This is a genomic window from Geoalkalibacter subterraneus (assembly GCF_000827125.1).
Taxonomy (GTDB): domain Bacteria; phylum Desulfobacterota; class Desulfuromonadia; order Desulfuromonadales; family Geoalkalibacteraceae; genus Geoalkalibacter_A; species Geoalkalibacter_A subterraneus.
This window is the reverse complement of sequence record NZ_CP010311.1, coordinates 3,457,886-3,475,523: the sequence shown is the minus strand read 5'-3', so window position 1 is coordinate 3,475,523 and position 17,638 is coordinate 3,457,886. Positions and strand designations below refer to the sequence as shown.

At 53.9% G+C, this 17,638-nt stretch carries 18 protein-coding genes and 1 pseudogene; all 19 read left to right on the top strand.

What is annotated here, in order from left to right; all coding sequences use genetic code 11:
- Positions 1-220 precede the first annotated feature (220 nt).
- Positions 221-373 carry a 50S ribosomal protein L34 gene (gene rpmH, locus GSUB_RS18830; protein WP_084212174.1) on the top strand — a complete coding sequence of 51 codons (153 nt, stop codon included), beginning with the start codon at positions 221-223 and terminating at the stop codon, positions 371-373.
- Positions 374-377: 4 nt separating this feature from the next.
- Complete coding sequence (rnpA, locus tag GSUB_RS18825; RefSeq protein WP_084212173.1) at positions 378-725, top strand: ribonuclease P protein component; 348 nt, start codon at positions 378-380, stop codon at positions 723-725.
- A 2-nt stretch (positions 726-727) separates the two neighbouring features.
- Entirely contained in the window at positions 728-937 is a 210-nt protein-coding gene (gene yidD / locus GSUB_RS18820) for a membrane protein insertion efficiency factor YidD (protein WP_235269855.1), read from the top strand.
- Positions 938-961: 24 nt separating this feature from the next.
- The gene (gene yidC / locus GSUB_RS16430; RefSeq protein WP_040201812.1) at positions 962-2,575 is read left to right on the top strand and encodes a membrane protein insertase YidC; all 1,614 of its coding nucleotides are present in this window, start codon (positions 962-964) and stop codon (positions 2,573-2,575) included.
- Between the two features lie 16 nt (positions 2,576-2,591).
- On the top strand, positions 2,592-4,016 hold the full coding sequence (mnmE, locus tag GSUB_RS16425; protein WP_052465031.1) for a tRNA uridine-5-carboxymethylaminomethyl(34) synthesis GTPase MnmE: 1,425 nt from the start codon (positions 2,592-2,594) through the stop codon (positions 4,014-4,016).
- A 179-nt stretch (positions 4,017-4,195) separates the two neighbouring features.
- Positions 4,196-4,633: an IS200/IS605 family transposase gene (gene tnpA / locus GSUB_RS16420; protein WP_040198735.1), complete on the top strand. Its 438-nt coding sequence runs from the start codon at positions 4,196-4,198 to the stop codon at positions 4,631-4,633.
- Between the two features lie 197 nt (positions 4,634-4,830).
- Positions 4,831-6,693: a tRNA uridine-5-carboxymethylaminomethyl(34) synthesis enzyme MnmG gene (mnmG, locus tag GSUB_RS16415; protein ID WP_040201810.1), complete on the top strand. Its 1,863-nt coding sequence runs from the start codon at positions 4,831-4,833 to the stop codon at positions 6,691-6,693.
- Positions 6,659-7,363, top strand: a complete 705-nt coding sequence (rsmG, locus tag GSUB_RS16410; protein WP_158414115.1) for a 16S rRNA (guanine(527)-N(7))-methyltransferase RsmG — start codon at positions 6,659-6,661, stop codon at positions 7,361-7,363. The genes mnmG and rsmG overlap by 35 nt, the downstream gene beginning before the upstream one ends.
- 118 nt (positions 7,364-7,481) lie before the next feature.
- Positions 7,482-8,246, top strand: coding sequence for a ParA family protein (locus GSUB_RS16405; protein ID WP_040201808.1), 765 nt, complete (start codon positions 7,482-7,484; stop codon positions 8,244-8,246).
- A 1-nt stretch (position 8,247) separates the two neighbouring features.
- Positions 8,248-9,111, top strand: coding sequence for a ParB/RepB/Spo0J family partition protein (locus GSUB_RS16400; protein ID WP_040201807.1), 864 nt, complete (start codon positions 8,248-8,250; stop codon positions 9,109-9,111).
- A 40-nt stretch (positions 9,112-9,151) separates the two neighbouring features.
- A complete protein-coding gene (locus tag GSUB_RS16395) occupies positions 9,152-9,595 on the top strand; it encodes a bactofilin family protein (RefSeq protein ID WP_084212171.1) in 444 nt (147 codons plus the stop codon).
- Between the two features lie 277 nt (positions 9,596-9,872).
- Entirely contained in the window at positions 9,873-11,177 is a 1,305-nt protein-coding gene (locus tag GSUB_RS16390) for a pyridoxal phosphate-dependent aminotransferase (RefSeq protein ID WP_040201805.1), read from the top strand.
- A gap of 15 nt (positions 11,178-11,192) precedes the next feature.
- A complete protein-coding gene (locus GSUB_RS16385) occupies positions 11,193-12,572 on the top strand; it encodes a glutamate--cysteine ligase (RefSeq protein ID WP_040201803.1) in 1,380 nt (459 codons plus the stop codon).
- 609 nt (positions 12,573-13,181) lie between these two features.
- Positions 13,182-13,475 (top strand): hypothetical protein, encoded by a 294-nt coding sequence (locus tag GSUB_RS18320; protein WP_052465030.1) that lies wholly within the window; start codon positions 13,182-13,184, stop codon positions 13,473-13,475.
- Positions 13,476-13,601: 126 nt separating this feature from the next.
- The gene (locus GSUB_RS16380) at positions 13,602-14,450 is read left to right on the top strand and encodes a hypothetical protein (RefSeq protein WP_052465029.1); all 849 of its coding nucleotides are present in this window, start codon (positions 13,602-13,604) and stop codon (positions 14,448-14,450) included.
- 172 nt (positions 14,451-14,622) lie between these two features.
- A pseudogene (locus GSUB_RS18815) lies at positions 14,623-15,303 on the top strand (ATP-binding cassette domain-containing protein); the annotation flags it as partial.
- A 211-nt stretch (positions 15,304-15,514) separates the two neighbouring features.
- The gene (locus GSUB_RS16370; RefSeq protein WP_052465026.1) at positions 15,515-16,546 is read left to right on the top strand and encodes a 4Fe-4S binding protein; all 1,032 of its coding nucleotides are present in this window, start codon (positions 15,515-15,517) and stop codon (positions 16,544-16,546) included.
- A 92-nt stretch (positions 16,547-16,638) separates the two neighbouring features.
- Positions 16,639-17,295: a hypothetical protein gene (locus GSUB_RS16365; RefSeq protein WP_144402059.1), complete on the top strand. Its 657-nt coding sequence runs from the start codon at positions 16,639-16,641 to the stop codon at positions 17,293-17,295.
- Between the two features lie 78 nt (positions 17,296-17,373).
- Positions 17,374-17,634, top strand: coding sequence for a thioredoxin domain-containing protein (locus GSUB_RS16360; protein WP_144402058.1), 261 nt, complete (start codon positions 17,374-17,376; stop codon positions 17,632-17,634).
- Positions 17,635-17,638 lie beyond the last annotated feature (4 nt).

Below are 17,638 nucleotides of genomic sequence, written 5' to 3'. Positions count from 1 at the left end.
TGTGGATAAAGTGGAATTTGTAAGCGAAAACAGTGATTTAAAACAATTAGAAACACTATAAACTAACAGAGCAGCTCGTTAATTTCAAGGGGATTTGTTGGTTGCGGCACTGAACTGTTTTCTTTGCCCTGAACAGGAAACAGTGTTGACAATGATCTGTGGATATGCTTTTTATTTGATTTCGCCTTAAGAATCAATTACTCCGGAGGAGCTAGCATAAATGAGCAAAAGAACTTACCAGCCCAGTCGTATTCGTCGTAAAAGAACCCATGGCTTCCGCAAGCGGATGCTGACCAAAAAGGGGCGTCAGGTCATTAATCGTCGTCGCTCCCGTGGCCGGCGCCAGCTCGCTGTGACGACCCCTAAGAAATAAATCGGTGACCGCGGGTAAACCACAGGCTTTTCCTGCGTCCGCACGTCTTAAATACAGTCGTGAATTCAATCTGGTCAGAAAGCAGGGGCGTTTTTTTAAAACGCCCCACTTTCTTGTGTACCAAAGATTGAACGGGCTGGAGCATAATCGCCTCGGCATCACTGCCAGCCGCAAAGTCGGGAACGCACCCCAGAGGAACCGGGTCAAAAGGTTGCTGCGGGAAGTTTTTCGACGGCATCTCAAGGCGGCAACCCCGCGTCGGGATTTCAGTATTATAGCCCGGCGAGGAGCACCAATGCTGCGTTATTCCGACGTGCTTCAAGAAATTCGAGCGGTATTGACGCGGGAGTAATCATGCGTCGCATCCTACTTGCCCTTATTCGCTTTTATCAGATCTGCCTCTCTCCGTTGAAGGGGCCTTCCTGTCGTTTTTATCCTACCTGTTCCGAATATAGTTTTCAGGCGATTCGTCAATATGGAATCCTGCGCGGGGTTTATCTCGGCTGCAAACGCCTGGCGAAATGTCATCCTTTTCACCCAGGGGGATACGATCCTCTCCCCTGAAGTTTTTATTGATCGGGAGTTCTCATGGAAAACAAGCAAACCCTGATAGCGATACTTCTCATGCTGGTTGTCTGGATGGGTTTTTCCATTCTTTTTCCGCCGCAACCCCAGCAGGAAAATGAGGTTGCCCAACAGCAGGAAGTCAGTCAATCTTCATCCGGTGAAACGCCTGCCGCCTCTATCACGCCTGTCGACCCCACTGTTTCCGGTAACGTCGGACTTCCGCTGAAATCCTCTGTCGACAAGGGTGTTTTTGTGGTTGATACGCCGCGTGTCCGGTTGACTCTTGCGCAGGACAGCGGTCGCGTCCTTCGGACGGAGTTGAAGAATTATCGCCAGTCCCTTAAGGATACTGCGGGTGCGGTTGTCCTGGTTGATACTCTTCAACGCGGCGTCGGCACCCTCGGCCTTGGGGGAACCGATGGTTTTCGCGCCCTTGAGGGGCTGTCCTGGTCCCGGCAGGATCGCGGCGACCTGCGCCTCTCCGAAGGTGAACAGCGTTCCCTGGTCTTTACCGCTAAAACGGCTGAAGGTCTTGATCTGGTCAAAACTCTTGAAATCGATGCCGATCACTATCAGATCAATGTGACTCTCCGGGTTGCTAACCAAGGCAGTGCTCCCCTCTCCGGCAACCTTGTTTTTTCTCACGTACAGCCCTGGTCGGATGACATGGAAGGGAGCATGTACGAATTTGTAGGGCCCACCACCCTGACCGAAGAAAAAAAATATCAGGACAAGGTCAAGGACCTGCGTAAGGAAGAGAAAAAATACTCCGCACCGATCTACTGGACCGGGTTTGAAAAAAAATATTTTCTGACCGCTCTGATCCCTGTTGACGACACCATCAGCGAGGCTCAGGTCCGTTATCTGTCCGACATGGTTGTGACTTCTCTTTTTACCGGGTACCAGACCCTCTCTCCCGGTGATGTGCGCGAGTTTTCCTTTAAAACCTACATGGGGCCTAAAGACTTCGATCTTCTTTCCGCCGCCGGGCACCGCTTGAGTGATGCTGTGGACTACGGGTTTTTCGGATTTCTGGCCCGCCCTCTTCTGCATGTTCTTAAGTTCTTTTACGGATTCCTGCACAACTACGGCCTCGCCATTATCCTGCTGACGGTTATTATCAAGCTTATTTTCTGGCCGTTGACTCAGAAGAGCTACACTTCCATGAAGGGGATGCAGAAACTGCAGCCTCACATGCAGAAACTGCGGGAAAAATATAAGGATGACAAGCAGCGTCTCAATGTTGAACTGATGAATCTCTATAAGGAGCACCGGGTCAATCCTTTGGGCGGGTGCCTGCCCATGCTTGTTCAGATCCCTGTTTTCTTCGCTCTTTATAAAACTCTGCTGATCTCCATTGAACTGCGTCACGCGCCTTTTTTTCTATGGATCGCCGATCTGTCGGCCAAGGATCCCTACTATGTGACTCCCCTGCTGATGGGGGCCTCAATGTTCGTTCAGCAGAAACTGACCCCTACGACCATGGATCCTATGCAGGCGCGGATTTTCCTTGCCATGCCTATTGTTTTTACCGTTCTGTTCCTCAATTTCCCGGCCGGTCTGGTGCTCTACTGGTTGGTGAACAACCTGTTGACGATCGGCCAGCAGTATCTGATTCACCGACAAAAAGACTGATGCTTCCTGAGCCCGTATGAGTTTTGATCTGCCCCCTACAACCCGCTCAAAGGAAGTTGCCGGAAACCGGCCCCAGGGTGAAGACATCATTGTGGCCCCGGCAACTTCTTTCGGTCAGGGCGGTATCGGTATTATCCGACTGTCCGGCCCCGGGTGTCTGGATCTTGTCCGCCCCTTTGTGCTCGGCCTCGGGGGCGGTCCGCCTTCCTGGAAAAGCCATCGCCTTTATTACGGGCAATTTACTGATTCCAGCCAGCGTGTGATTGATGAAGTCATGGCTGTGTACATGGCCTCTCCGCGTTCCTATACGCGTGAGGATGTGGTTGAGATCCATTGCCATGGCGGATTGGTTGTCGGTCGTCGGATCCTTGAAACGCTGCGTCATGCCGGGGCCAGAACCGCCCAGCCCGGTGAGTTTACCCTGCGGGCTTTTCTTAATGGGCGGATTGATCTGACCCAGGCTGAGGGTGTTATGGAGGTGATCGAAGCACGGCATCGCAGTGCTCATCAGATCGCGGTTCAGCACCTTGAAGGCTCTCTGGCTCACTTCTGCAATGAACTCAGAGAACAATTGCTTGACTCGCTTGCGCTTCTTGAAACCTGGATCGATTTTCCCGAAGAGGATATCGATCATCCTTCCTTTGACAGTATTGTTGGCACCCTGACCTCTGTTATCGAGAATCTGCGTCCGGTCGTCGCCAGCTTTCGCAACGGGCGGGTGTTGCGGGAAGGGGTTTCAGTTCTTATTCTCGGTAAACCCAATGTCGGTAAAAGTTCTCTGCTTAACGCTCTTGTCGGCAGCGACCGCGCTATTGTCACCGACCTTCCCGGCACCACCCGGGATACTCTTGAGGAACAACTCGATCTGGACGGACTGCGTTTGCGTCTGACCGACACAGCCGGTCTTCGCGACAGTGACGATCCGGTGGAGCAGGAAGGTGTCCGACGAGCATGCGGTAAGATTGCACAGGCGGATATTGTCCTCCTCGTGATCGACGGCCACCGGGGTATGGATGATGATGATCGTTCTGCCTTGGGGCGTTGTGCCGGGAAAAACAGCATCATCGTTATCAACAAAAGCGATCTTCCCTCGGTCGAGATCCCTTCCCTGCCCTCTCATTTTCCCGTAATAACTGTGTCTGCTGCTACCGGCGCCGGAATCGATCGGCTGCGTGAGGAGCTTCGCATCCGTGCCGGGATTGCCGATGGAGAGGAATGCCCCGAATCCTTGATTTTGACCGAAGAGCGACACCACCAGGCCCTTTCTCAGACCCTTGAGAAACTCGGTAAGACGATTGAGAGCCTTAATGCAGGTCTTTCACCTGAATTTATTGCTCTTGATTTACGGGAGGCCGTTGAATCCCTCGGTGTCATTACTGGTGAAACGGCACCTGAAGAGGTTATAAACCGTATTTTCAGTCGTTTTTGTATCGGTAAATAAGGGTCAGTTTCTCGCAAGGGATTGCGGTCCTCTTTTTTAGTTTGAAGTAGAAACCCACACCCTGTGGGTGTGGTGATGTGGACTGGCTACGCCGGTCCCGAATGGGTATGGCTGAAAGCCGCTCACTGTTATTCTTTCTTTCGAGTTGTGCCGCAACATCGAAAAGAAAGGAGAAAACAGTGAGCAGCCGATTTCGTAAGTTATCACACTCGATATGGCACTGCCAGTATCACATCGTTTGGGTCCCAAAGTACCGGTTTCGGATTTTGCAGGGAAAAGTGAAAGAGGCCGTTGAATCAGGTATTCATGCGATATGTGGCTATTCCGGTTGTGAAGTCGTGGAGTTGAATGTTCAGCCCGATCATGTCCATCTGGTTGTGATGATCCCGCCCAAGGTGTCGATCTCGAACTTTCTGGGGCGGTTAAAAGGGCAGACGTCGATGAAACTGTTTCAGCAGTTTCGGCATTTGCGGAAGAAACCCTATTGGGGCAACCACTTTTGGGCCAAGGGCTATTGCGTTGATACCGTCGGCATGGATGCGGACATGATACGCAAGTATGTCCGCTATCAGGACAAGCAAGAGCGGCAAATGGAGCAACTTCAGTTGGGAGATTGAGGACAGGACCGCGGCACAACTTCAGCCCGCCCCCTTGGGGGCAGGGCCAGCCCCCCTATGGGGGGCGAACTACAAAGCCACGTCCTGTGGGCGTGGATTCTTTACTTTTCTTTGGATATAAAAATAAGTAAAAAATCTTATATCAGTGCTTTGATTCCAATGTTTCACGTGAAACATCTTTCCGATCAGGTTTCCTTATGTTGAGCGATTACGGCAAAAAGTATGACGTCATTGTCGTTGGTGCGGGCCATGCAGGGTGCGAGGCGGCTCTGGCGGCGGCACGGATGGGCTGCGTCACCCTGTTGCTGACCATGAACCTCGACACTGTGGCGTTGATGTCATGTAACCCGGCTATCGGGGGGTTGGCAAAAGGCCACCTGGTCAAAGAGATTGATGCCCTTGGTGGCGAAATGGCTGGTGTGATTGACCAGGTGGGGATTCAGTTTCGAATTCTGAACACCAAAAAAGGTCCGGCTGTTCGTGCCACCCGGGCTCAGGCCGACCGGTCCAAGTATAACCAGGAAATGAAAGCGAGGCTCGAGCGGCAGCCTGGTTTGTTCTTAAAGCAGGGCACGGTTAATCGCCTGCTGTTAAGCGGGGCATCCGTCGCGGGAGTTGAGACCCGTGAGGGGATAGCTTATCAGGGAAGAAAAGTTATTTTGACCAATGGGACCTTTCTGGGAGGGCTGGTCCATATTGGCCTCCATCACTACGGATCGGGACGAGCCGGAGAACCTTCGTCTGAGTTTTTGTCCGGACAGATTAAGGACCTCGGTTTTGAAGTCGGGAGGTTGAAGACTGGGACGCCTGCAAGGCTGGCCGGGGATTCAATCGATTATGCCAAGTTGGAGCAGCAACATGGTGATCCGCAGCCCAGACCTTTTTCTTTTTTGACTGAAAAAATCCGGTCGCCGCAGGTCCCCTGTCATATCACCTATACCAATCCACGCACTCACGATGTTATTCGGGCTGGCTTGGATCGCTCCCCTCTTTATACCGGAAAGATCCAAGGGGTCGGTCCACGCTACTGCCCTTCCATAGAGGATAAGGTACATCGTTTTCCGGAAAAGGATCAGCATCAGATTTTCCTGGAGCCGGAAGGTCTGGCAACCCGCGAGGTCTACCCTAACGGGGTTTCTACCTCTTTGCCGGCAGATGTACAGTTGGCTTTTTTGCGCACAATTCCCGGTCTTGAACAGGTTGAGGTCATGCGGCCAGGGTATGCAATTGAATATGATTATTTTCCGCCGACACAGCTTCGCGCGACATTGGAGACAAAGCATGTCGAAGGACTCTTCCATGCCGGCCAGATCAATGGAACCTCGGGTTATGAAGAAGCTGCGGCTCAGGGTCTTCTCGCCGGCATCAACGCTGCTTTGCAGGTGAGGGAAGATGACCCGCTGGTGTTAACCCGCGACACCTCGTACATCGGGGTGATGGTGGATGATCTGGTCACCCTCGGAACCAACGAGCCTTATCGCATGTTTACCTCGCGATCTGAGTATCGACTGTTGTTGAGAGAGGATAATGCAGACCAACGGTTAACACCGCTGGGGCGTAGAATAGGCTTGGTAAGCGATGAACGCTGGCGCCATTTCAGCGAAAAGCAGGAGCAGGTGGAGCGCGGCCGGGAGCGGTTGCGCCAGGTCAAGGTGTCTCCTGGCCAGACAGAAATTTTACAGCGTTTGCCTGTGAGTGAATTGCGCCAGGGACAAACTCTCGAGGAGTTGCTGCGGCGGCCGGAGGTAACCCTTGATGATCTGATGTTCCTCGATGAGGAACTCACATCCATTTCTCTGTCCGCCAGGGAACAGCTGGAAATCCAAACCAAGTATGCGGGATATATTGAACGTCAAAAGGAAATGGTCGAAAGGTTTCGCAGGACCGAGCAGGTGGTGATCCCGGCAGATTTCAACTACGAAAAACTCTCCGGGCTGTCTTTTGAGGTGCGCGAAAAATTGATGAAGACTCAGCCCGCAACACTCGGCCAGGCTTCCCGCATCCCAGGCGTTACTCCTGCCGCAATTGCGGTATTATCCGTTGCGGTACGCAAAAAATAAGAAGGCCATGGCAGCAAAATTATTCCTCGATACGAAAATAAAGCAGTGCATGGCAGCCCTTGGTCTGCAGCTGGATGAGCAGGTTCGGACGAAGTTGCTGATCTATCAGGAAGAGCTGTTGCGCTGGAATAAAAAGATCAACCTGACCGCTGTCTGTGACCCGGAAGAGAGTGTCGAGAAAAACCTGGTCGACTCGCTAACGGCATTACCCTTTATCGCTGAAGGCAGCAGGTTGTTGGATATGGGTTCCGGCGCGGGATTGCCTGGGCTTCCCCTCGCAGTGGCCCGGCCTGATCTGAAAGTCGTCTCTCTGGAGGCTGTCGCGAAAAAAGTCCATTTTCAGCGGCACGCCGCAAGGCATTTGGGCCTTTCGAATTTCACCGCTTATCAGGGGCGTATAGAAAATTACCCACAGCTCCTCGAAAAAGAAAACATTTTTGATGTCGTCATTGCCCGCGCCTTGACTGAATTGCCCCAGTTGCTGCAATGGGCATCGCCGTATTTAAAGGGTGCGGGGCTGATGATTGCCATGAAAGGTCCGCGCGAAGGCGATGCCGACGAAACGCAGCCTCATACCGATCTTCAGGGTTTTATTCAACGCGAAAATCGCCCCATCGTTCTTCCCGTAAGTAAGGCGCGCCGCCACCTGTTGATCTATGAAAAGCAATAAACCTGCTGCGGGAACGGCCTGAATCGTACCTTCAACATTCATGGAAATTTTATTTATTCTGCTGCAGCCATCCTTGTGTTATGCTGTCGCCCTTGATGTGCTCACGAGGAGTTGAATCATGGCCAAAATCATTGCCATAGCAAATCAGAAGGGCGGCGTTGGTAAGACGACCACCGCGGTAAATCTGGCGGCGTCCATTGCTGCCGCGGAAAAAAGAACCCTCCTGGTGGATATGGATCCCCAGGCCAACGCATGCACCGGTTTAGGGATCGACAAAACAGCGCTTGAATACACGGTTTATCATGCACTGCTCGGAGAAGCCGATGTCCGTGATATTCTGATCAAAACCGACCTTGACCTGCTTGATGTGCTTCCATCCAACACCGACCTGATCGGCGCTGAAATCGAGCTGGTGACCGCGCTTGCCCGCGAAATCAAGCTGAAAAGCGCGCTTGAAGCCATCCGTCACGAATATGATTTTATCGTCATCGACTGCCCTCCTTCGCTGGGACTTTTGACCGTCAATGCGCTGACTGCTGCAGATTCTGTCCTGGTGCCCCTGCAATGCGAATTTTATGCGATGGAGGGGTTGTCCCAGCTGATGAACACCATCCGCATCATCAAAAACCAGCTCAACCCTCGTCTCGAAATACACGGAATTCTTCTCACGATGTTCGACGGGCGCAACAATCTGTCCCATCAGGTCACCGTCGAAATCCGCAAGCATTTTCAAGGGCAGGTTTTTCAGACGATGATTCCACGCAATGTCCGTCTGTCTGAGGCGCCAAGCCATGGAGTTCCGGTTCTGCTGTATGATGTCAGCTCCAAGGGTGCGGTTGCCTATCTGGACCTGGCCCGCGAAATCATCGGAATGGGAGATTGATATGGCAAAGCGACCCGCTTTGGGACGGGGAATGGGAGCGCTGCTCGGCTCCGCTGCCCAGGCCACCGATAAGAAGTTTTTCCTTTGTCCTCTGACCGATCTTCGTCCTCATTCGGACCAGCCGCGTAAATTCTTTGATGACGCCAAAATGGAGGAACTTGTCGCCTCCGTGCGCGAAAAGGGGATCATTCAACCCCTGGTGGTGCGGCGGGTGGAAGACCATTATCAGATTATCGCCGGGGAACGCCGCTGGCGGGCCGCACAGAAAGCAGGCCTTGATGAGGTTCCGGTTGTCATCAAAGATGTGTCCGAAGACTGGGCGCTGGAGATGGCCCTGATCGAGAATATTCAGCGTGAAGATCTCAACCCGGTGGAAGAAGCCGAAGCCTACCGCAATCTGATCGGTAATTTCGACCTGTCCCAGGAGGAAGTGGCACGCCGGGTAGGAAAGGATCGTTCATCCATCGCCAATTCCCTGCGTCTTCTGAAATTACCCGACCCGGTTCGGGACGATCTGCTTAAGGGACTGTTGAGCATGGGCCACGCACGCGCCCTTCTCTCTCTCGAAAACGAGGAGGATATTCTGGAGGCAAGCCGTGAGCTGCAGCGTAAACAGCTTTCCGTGCGGGAAACCGAAGCCATGGTCAAAAAGATTAAGAGTTTCGGAAGACCGGCCTCCCCTCCCAAGGAAAAGCCCAACAAAGAAACGCTGCAGGATCCGGAATTGAAAAGGGCGCAGGAAAAAATTCATGCCGCTCTCTCGGTGCCGGTTACCATTAAGCCTAAAGGGAAAAAAGGCGGCAAGATAGAAATCACCTTCTCTTCCCGCGAGGAACTGGATCGGGTCCTGTCTTCACTTCAATAAGCCCGGTCATCGGAGTCTACCCGAAAGGTTGGAGCTGAACATGTTCAAGAAAAAAAGCACAAGCGGTTCATCCTATTCTCAGTCCCGCGACAAGAACGACATAAAAGCCTTTCTAGGTGCCGGCAGCCAGTTTGAGGGTAAGTTGTCCTTCAGTGAAATTGTGCGTCTTGACGGAGCCTTCCGGGGTGAAATTGAATCGAGCGACACCCTGATTGTCGGCGAAAGCGGAGAGATGATTGCCGAAGTCAAGGTTGGATCACTGATTTTCAGCGGTCGTCTTGAGGGCAATGTGACCGCTACCGGAAAGGTTGAGCTGCGTGCCCCGGCTGTTGTTGAAGGCAATATCACCACTCCCCTGCTTGAGGTTGAACCCGGGGTCCGGATCAACGGGCAGATCATCATGCCGGGAGCAGCGCAAGACCAGGGTGATGAAGTAAGTCGGAAGAAGAAGGAAAGTCAGGGCAAAAATGAGGGGAAAAGCTGAAAACCTCGCTTGACTGAAACAGTTTTATCATGGTATTGCTTTTCACTCTTAAATGTTGCCAGGGAGCCTAACATGCAGAACTCATTTTGCCAGATGGCACGAGCGACCAGCGCGGCGGCGGCCGCAGTGAAAAAAGACTCGTTTTCTGCTTACCGGCAAAATTAGGATTATATTATTTTTGATCTCAAAAGGCCATGGGCAGACACCCATGGCCTTTTTTAGTCTATGGGGTCTGGCGGAGAAATGACCCGGTCCAGTTCGCGAAGGAGATGCAAGCATGCGCAATAATATCGTTCATATCGGCGCCGGAGAATTGACATATGAAATCCGCGCCATTGTTGCCATTGCCGAAAAGCTTAATCAGCTCGGCATAAAAACCAATATGGAGAACATCGGAGACCCGGTGGCGAAGGGAGAAAAAATCCCGCAATGGATGAAGGAAATCGTGGCGGATATGGCCATGAAGGATTGCTCCTATGCTTACTGTGCCACCAAAGGTCTTTTGGAAACACGCCAATTTCTTGCGGACCGGACCAATGCCCGGGGTATAACACAGATCAGTCCGGAGGATATTATTTTCTTCAATGGCCTTGGCGACGCAATCCAGAAGGTTTATGGATTCCTGCGTCGGGAGGCTCGGGTTATCGGACCCTCCCCCACCTATTCGACTCACTCCTCCGGAGAGGCCGCCCACGCCGGCCAGCGACCGGTGACCTACCGGTTGGACCCAGACAACAACTGGTATCCTGACCTGGATGACCTGCGCCTGTCGGTCAAATACAACCCCGCAATTTCCGGCATCCTGATTATCAATCCCGACAATCCGACCGGGGCCGTGTTTCCTGATCGAATTCTCAAAGAGATTGTTACAATTGCCAAAGAATATGACCTGTTTATTATTTGTGACGAAATTTATCATAATTTGATTTTCAACGGAGAATCGACCAAGCCGATTTCCGACCTGATTGACGATGTCCCCTGCATAGCCATGAAGGGGATCAGCAAAGAGTTGCCCTGGCCCGGTGCGCGCTGCGGATGGATCGAGGTCTACAATGCCGACAAGGATGAAGTTTTCAGGCGCTACATCCAGAGCATTGTCGATTCGAAAATGGTGGAAGTCTGCTCAACGACCCTGCCGCAGAAGGTGATTCCGCCAATTCTCAGCCACGAGCAGTACCCGGTCTACCTGGCCGCCCGCAGGGAACGTTATGAAAAGTATTCAAACATCGCTTATAATGTCCTGAAGCAGGTCCCCGGCATCAAGGTCAACCGGACCAACGGTGCTTTTTATATGAGCGTCGTGTTCAAGCGCGATCTGCTCACCGATCAACAGACTTTGCCGATTGAAGTCAAGGAGGTGCGGACCCTGGTGGAAGGGCTTGTCAATCAACCCGGTGTCAGCGTGGACAAGCGCTTTGTCTACTATCTGCTGGCCTCCACCGGTATCTGCGTTGTTCCCCTCTCCTCTTTCTGTACCGAAGAGCGCGGTTTTCGCATTACCCTGCTTGAACAGGACGAAAAGGAGTTTACCAAGATATTCCGTACCATCGGCGAAAAGATTACTGAATACCTCGCTTCCTGAAATGGCATCGACGCAATGACGACCTTTTCCAAACCGGGGCTTGATCAGCCTGTTTTTCAGCGAAGTGACCTTGTTGCCTATATCGCGGCGGGCGCCCGTCCAAAGGAAAGATGGGGAATCGGGGCGGAATCGGAACGACTGGTCATCGATCGTGAAACGGGTGAAGCCGCCGATTTCGGTCGTATCGAGAGGCTATTAGAGACGATGGAGGAAAGCCACGCTTGGAACGGGGTTCGGGAAGGTGACCGTCTGATCGCCTTGCAGGGTCAGGCCTCGTCCATCACCCTCGAGCCGGGCGGTCAATTGGAACTCTCCGGCGAATTGTGCGGCGATCTTCATTGTTGCGTAGCAGATTTCGTTCTCTATCAAGACGCGCTCAACGACGCAGCGGCACGCCAGGGACTTGCGTTCCTGGGGCTGGGTGTGCAGCCCTTTACACCGATTGATCAGATCGACTGGGTTCCCAAGGCCCGCTACGGGATCATGGGCCCCTATATGAAACGAACCGGCGATCTGGGTCAGGCGATGATGAAACAGAGTGCCGGCCTGCAGGTGAATGTTGATTTTTCCGACGAAGTGGACTGGCGGGCCAAGATCCGTCTGGCGCTCCTGCTTTCGCCGGTATTTTATGGCTTGTTTGCCAATTCTCCTTTCCGCGAAGGCAAGCCCAGCGGCTTTCTTTCCACCAGGGGTGAAATCTGGAGTCGGACAGATCCAGATCGTACCGGCCTGATCCCGGCCCTGTTTGCGGAAAATGCCGACTACGGCACCTATGTTGACTATGCCCTGCACGTGCCGATGTATTTCATCGAGCGCGACGGGCGGTTTATCGACCTCACCCGGCAGCGATTTACATTCGGTCAATTTCTCCAGGAAGGGTTTGGATCGCATCGGGCGACACTGGCCGATTGGGATCTGCACCTGTCCACTCTCTTCCCCGAAGCGCGCCTGCGTCCTCAGATTGAGCTACGCTCTGCAGACAGCCTGCCGCCGACCATGACCATGGCGGTTGCTGCCCTTGTCAAAGGGCTGATGTACGATCCCTTTATTCTGGAGAAAAGCTTGCATCTTCTGCAACAGCAGGTATTGCCGCAAATTGACCGCATATACCCTCAGTCCTGGCGGAAGGGGCTTGCGACTCCAGTGGTCAGGGGGACTTTGCTGGATGTGGTCCGCGAACTTGTCGATATGGCTCAAAACGGGCTGGCGAGTCAGGGCGCCCTCAACCCTGCGGGAGAGGATGAAGGCATCTATCTCAAAGCGGTTGACTCTCTTCTGACTGAGGGAAAAACCTTGGCGGAAGAACTTCTGGAGCGCAGCCACCAGAAATCGCGCGAGCAGCAGGTGGCACTGATGCTTGAGCATTGCGGCTTTGAATTCAACGCAATCATGTAAACCCTTCGGTCCAATCCATAACAAGCCGACTGTGCGAATGTACAGTCTTGAAACGGACAATATTCCCGGCTTTTTTACGCGACATACCCTGTTAAGTTTCATTTGGGTAAGGTAGAAATAAAACCATCAAGAAGCCGTTGTGGCAGGCGGTCTTTTGATCAGGGACATTGTCCTTCTTCATTTCTTACTCCCTCTGGCAAGACCCCCTCGGGGCCGGTTTTCGGGACATGCCTCCTCCCGTAGCCGGCCCCGAAACTTTTCTGGCCCCCCGGCAGATCCGTAATTTCCCCTAATTCCCTGCACAAAATAAAAAAACGCTGAAAATTCCTCAATTTGACAATTGTTTCGATATAGTCTAGGTTTCCGTATTCGTTTTACCGGGCAGTCTCCCTGCCTGTCCTATTGCTGAAATCCACGTGTCTGGATCGCTCAGGCCGTGTCGAGCAGCGTTCAATTACATGCAGTCGCACATCCCGGTTGCGGGAGTCTGACGAATGCAGCCTTTCCCTTAACCGGTCGTGCCCTGATGATATCCTGGTGTTTTTTCGCTTGCGGATATCGCCATGCCCCGGGCTTTTTTTGACCTAATTGTCTGCAAGGAGGTTACACATGAAGAGATGGTTTGCGATTTGCGCCCTGATTCTGTTCGCGCTGCCGCTGTCGGCCTTGGCGGCGGATGACGCCCGGATCAAGGCCTTGGAGGAGCGCATCCAGCAGCTCGAACAACAGCTCACCAGCGGAAAGACCGAAGAACCCCGCGACGACGAAAAAGTCGAAAGCGATGACGGCTTTACCTGGGGCGGCGCGGCGCGCGTCAACTATTCCTATACCGATTGGGATTCGGGCAGCAGGGAGCGCGGCGGCGATTTTAACTTCGACACCTTCCGCCTCAACCTATGGTAAAATCAAGGATATGCTGCTGTCGGCTGAATACCGCTTCTACCCCCAGGATGATTGGCGCGCCCCTCATCACGCCTGGATCGGCTATGATTCACCGAGAGTCTGCAGGGCCAGGTCGGCATTCACCAGGTGCCGTTCGGCCTGCAGCCCTACGCCAGCCACAACTTCTGGTTCAGCGGCGCCTATTATGTCGGCCTTGAGGACGACTACGACATGGGCGTGAAGTTCCTCTACAACACCGGCCCCTGGGACCTGGCGCTGGCTTTCTATAAAAACGGCGAGCTGGGCAATGCCGGTGAAGCCGGACGCTATTCGGTGGATGTCATCAATAACGCCGACGGCGGCTATGCCGGAGCGCAACCCGACGGCAACGAGGAAACCAACCAGGTCAATTTGCGTGTTGCCCATACCCTCGATCACGGCCAGCTCGGTCAGACCGAACTGGGTGTTTCAGGGCAGTGGGGCCAGTTGTATAATAAAAATACAAAGGACACCGGCGATCACTGGGCGGGTGCCGCTCATCTCAACGGTGATTACGGGCGCTGGAACCTGCAGTTGATGTATGCCGCTTATGAGTATGACCCCGAAAATCCTGCGACTTATAAAAATGCAGATGGTGATACTGTTGCGGTGGACAACGACATCATCACCCTCGGCGCCTATTCCTACTCCTGGGGTGCACCGGCCGAGGCGCAGATCGCCATCGCCAACCTCGCCTACACCTTGCCGGTCAACAACTGGGGCCCCATCGATAGCCTCACCTTCTACTCCGACAATACGCTGATCGAGCTGGACGAAGACCGCTTCGACAGCATCTGGCAGAACGTGGTCGGCTGCCTGATCGCCGCAGGGCCGGTCTACACCTATGTGGATGTCATCTCCGGCAAGAATATGATCTTCAGCGGCGGCAACATGGTCGGCGGCGGCAACGAAGGGCGCACCACGCGCATCAACGTCAACTTCGGCTATTATTTCTGATAGAAGCTTTCTTTTGCGCCAGAGCGCCTGTTCCGTCCGCACGGCTGGAACAGGCGCTCTGGCCCTGTTGTCTCCACAGAGCACCTTCCGGGAATGAGGTCGGGCAATTGAGAGCTTCACCGCTGCCTCCATAACCCACACGGACAAACGTCCTTCACTGAACGGAATGCGAATGAACGCAGAAGAAGTCAAAAGTAAACAGCCCAAGATCAAGGTGGACAAAGTCTCCAAGATTTTCGGGCGCGATCCCAAGCGCGGCATCAAGATGCTCGAGCAGGGGATCCCCAAGGAAGAGATCATGAAGAAAACCCGCCTCGCGGTGGGGGTCAACAACGCCTCCTTCGAAGTGGCGGAAAGAGAAATGCTGTTGGTGATGGGCTTATCGGGCAGCGGGAAATCAACTCTGCTGCGCTGTCTCAACCGCCTGATCGAACCCACCGCAGGCCATGTTTATATGGACGGGATCGACGTAACCGCCCTGTCCGACGCTGAATTGCGCCGCCTGCGCCAGAAAAAGTTCGGCATGGTGTTCCAACGCTTCGCCCTGCTGCCTCACCGCACGGTGCAGCAGAATACGGAATTCGGCCTGGAAATCCAGGGGATGGATGCGGCACAGAGAGCCGAAAAAGCGCGTTCCAGCCTCAAGCTGGTTGGGCTCGAGGGATGGGAGGATTCTTACCCGGAACAGCTCTCCGGCGGCATGTAGCAGCGGGTCGGCCTGGCGCTGGCGCTGGCGGTCGACCCCGATGTGCTCTTCATGGACGAAGCCCTCAAACTCGGCGATCGAATCATCATCATGAAGGATGGCGCCATTGTGCAGAACGGCACGCCGGAGGATATTCTGACCAATCCCCCTCTCCGGGTGGCTTTTTCAGTGTTTAGCGTTATTTATTCTTATCTATTCGCCTCGCGGGGTCGTCACTCCTATGTCAAGGGTGTTTGGCGCCAGGGAGGGCGCCAATCAAACGGCCAGGGATGGCGAAAAGTGTCCCTTGTCATGGGAGTTGCGACCCCACGAGGTGAATAAATCCTTTTCTGATTCAAGGTAATGAGGTTCCATCAAGGTGTCAATCAACAAAGAAAACGGCTCCAGATACCACACCAGGCAACGCCCCTCCCCTCGCCTGCCGCCGATGCTGCCCCGTTACCTGGTGCAGGCCGGCTTTCTGGTGTTTTATGGCTGGCTGATCGTGCAGTTTGCCCTCTGGACGGCCTCGCTGCAAACAACGGGCCCGCCCCCTTCCCCCCGTCCCGTTGCCATCGATGGTTTTCTGCCCTACAACGGGCTGGTAGGCTTGCAGTATTGGCTCGCCAGTGGCGAATGGTATCCCGTTCATGGGGCGGCAGCCTTTATTGTGCTGGCCGCGCTGCTGAGCGCATTGCTGCTCAAGCGCGGGTTCTGTTCCTGGGTCTGCCCGGTGTTTCCTCTGTCGGAGGGCTTGTGGCGCCTGGGTGAAAAGCTCATGGGGCGCACCTTTGCCCCACCCTTCTGGCTTGACCTCTTTCTGCGCACCTTTAAATATCTGCTGCTTGGATTTATTCTGCAGCGTGTATTTTTCATGTCCTTCCCGCAGCTGCAGGCCTACGTCGATTCGTCCCGCCACCAATTGGCCGATATCCGGCTGCTGCATTTTTTCCAATCTCCCTCCACGACGACTCTCCTTGTCATCGTTCTGCTGGCGACGGCCTGTTTTTGTATCCAGATGGCCTGGTGCCGCTATCTGTGCCCTTATGGTGCTCTTCTGGGACTGTTGTCGCTTTTCTCCCTGGTCGGTGTATGCCGCGACCCCCGCCGCTGCATACGCTGCGGCCTGTGTTCGGCAAAGTGTCCAGCGTGGCTGCCGGTGATGCACAAGCTCAGGGTGCGCTCGCCGGAATGCTTTGCCTGCTACCGCTGCGTGCACAACTGTCCGGCCCCGGGAGCGGTGACGCTGCGTGCCGCCCGCAGGTTGGTGATCCCTTCCCTGCTCTTTGGAATTCTGCTGCTCAGCTTGTTTGCGGCGATGGATCTCTACGGCCGCTTCGAAGGTCGCTGGCACGATGAAAGAGCGCCACAGGAAATTCGCCGGCAGATGGTGGAACTGAAACAGGAGTGAGCGTGCCGTCTCCTGCCTGCGGGCTCTTGCACTGGCCGGGTTTTACAGTATTGTTTTAAAGCAATACGGAAGTCTGCCGTCCAAAGGAGCTTATGATGAAAAATCATCTGTTATTTTTGTTCGGCCTCGTCCTTCTCACTTTGACCTGGGGGTGCTCAGCCTCCACCCTGGAGGCGCAGTGGAAGGATCCCGATTATCAGGGTCCGCGTTTCGGCAAGGTGCTGGTGGTCGGCGTGATGGAAAATGACCTGATCCGGAAGCTGTTTGAGGATGGATTCGGCGAAGACCTGAGACGCTACGGGGTAACCGGCCTTGCCAGCTATCGCATGTTCCCCGATGTGAAGCGTCTGGATAAGGATGTGGTGGAAGGAAAGGTGCACGGCCTCGATATCGACGGGATCCTGATCACCCGGATGGTGAAACGTGAAACGGTGGAAGTGACCCATCCCGAAAGGGTGCGGGTGATTGACCAGGGTCCCTCCTATTACAGTCCCCGCCCCTACTGGCACACGCCCTATTATGACCACTGGTATCGCTACTACGATCGAAGCTACGAAGTCATCCGCACTCCGGCGCGCACCAGTCAGGTGGAGGTTTTTACCATGGAAACCAATCTGTACCGCGGCAGCGACGGAAAGCTGGTCTGGTCGGCGCGCACCGAAACCTTTGACCAGGGCAAGGTCTCGGACAATATCGAAGGGTTGGTGGGAATTCTCACCCGCAGCCTGGATGAAAATGGGTTGATTTGAATCCAACTTATAACTTGGAATGGACAGGAAAAAAAATCGAATGACCGTTAAATTTTATCTTTGTGAGGAGGAAATGTGGTGACTGGAAGAAAGAAACCAAGGCCTGTGTACCGCAAAGCGATAATTGCGGCAGTTGTGTTGCTGCTGACGTTTTCCCTGGCGCCTGCCGAGCTTTTGGCGGACCAGCAGCGCGCCGATATGAGCAAGTCCGTGGGAGATCGTGCTCCTATTTTCAGCCTGGCGACCTCGCAGGGAACTCTGGTTGACTATGACCGGGACTATTACGGAAAACACCATCTGGTCATGACCTTCGTCCCTGCGGCCTTCACACCTGTCTGAACGG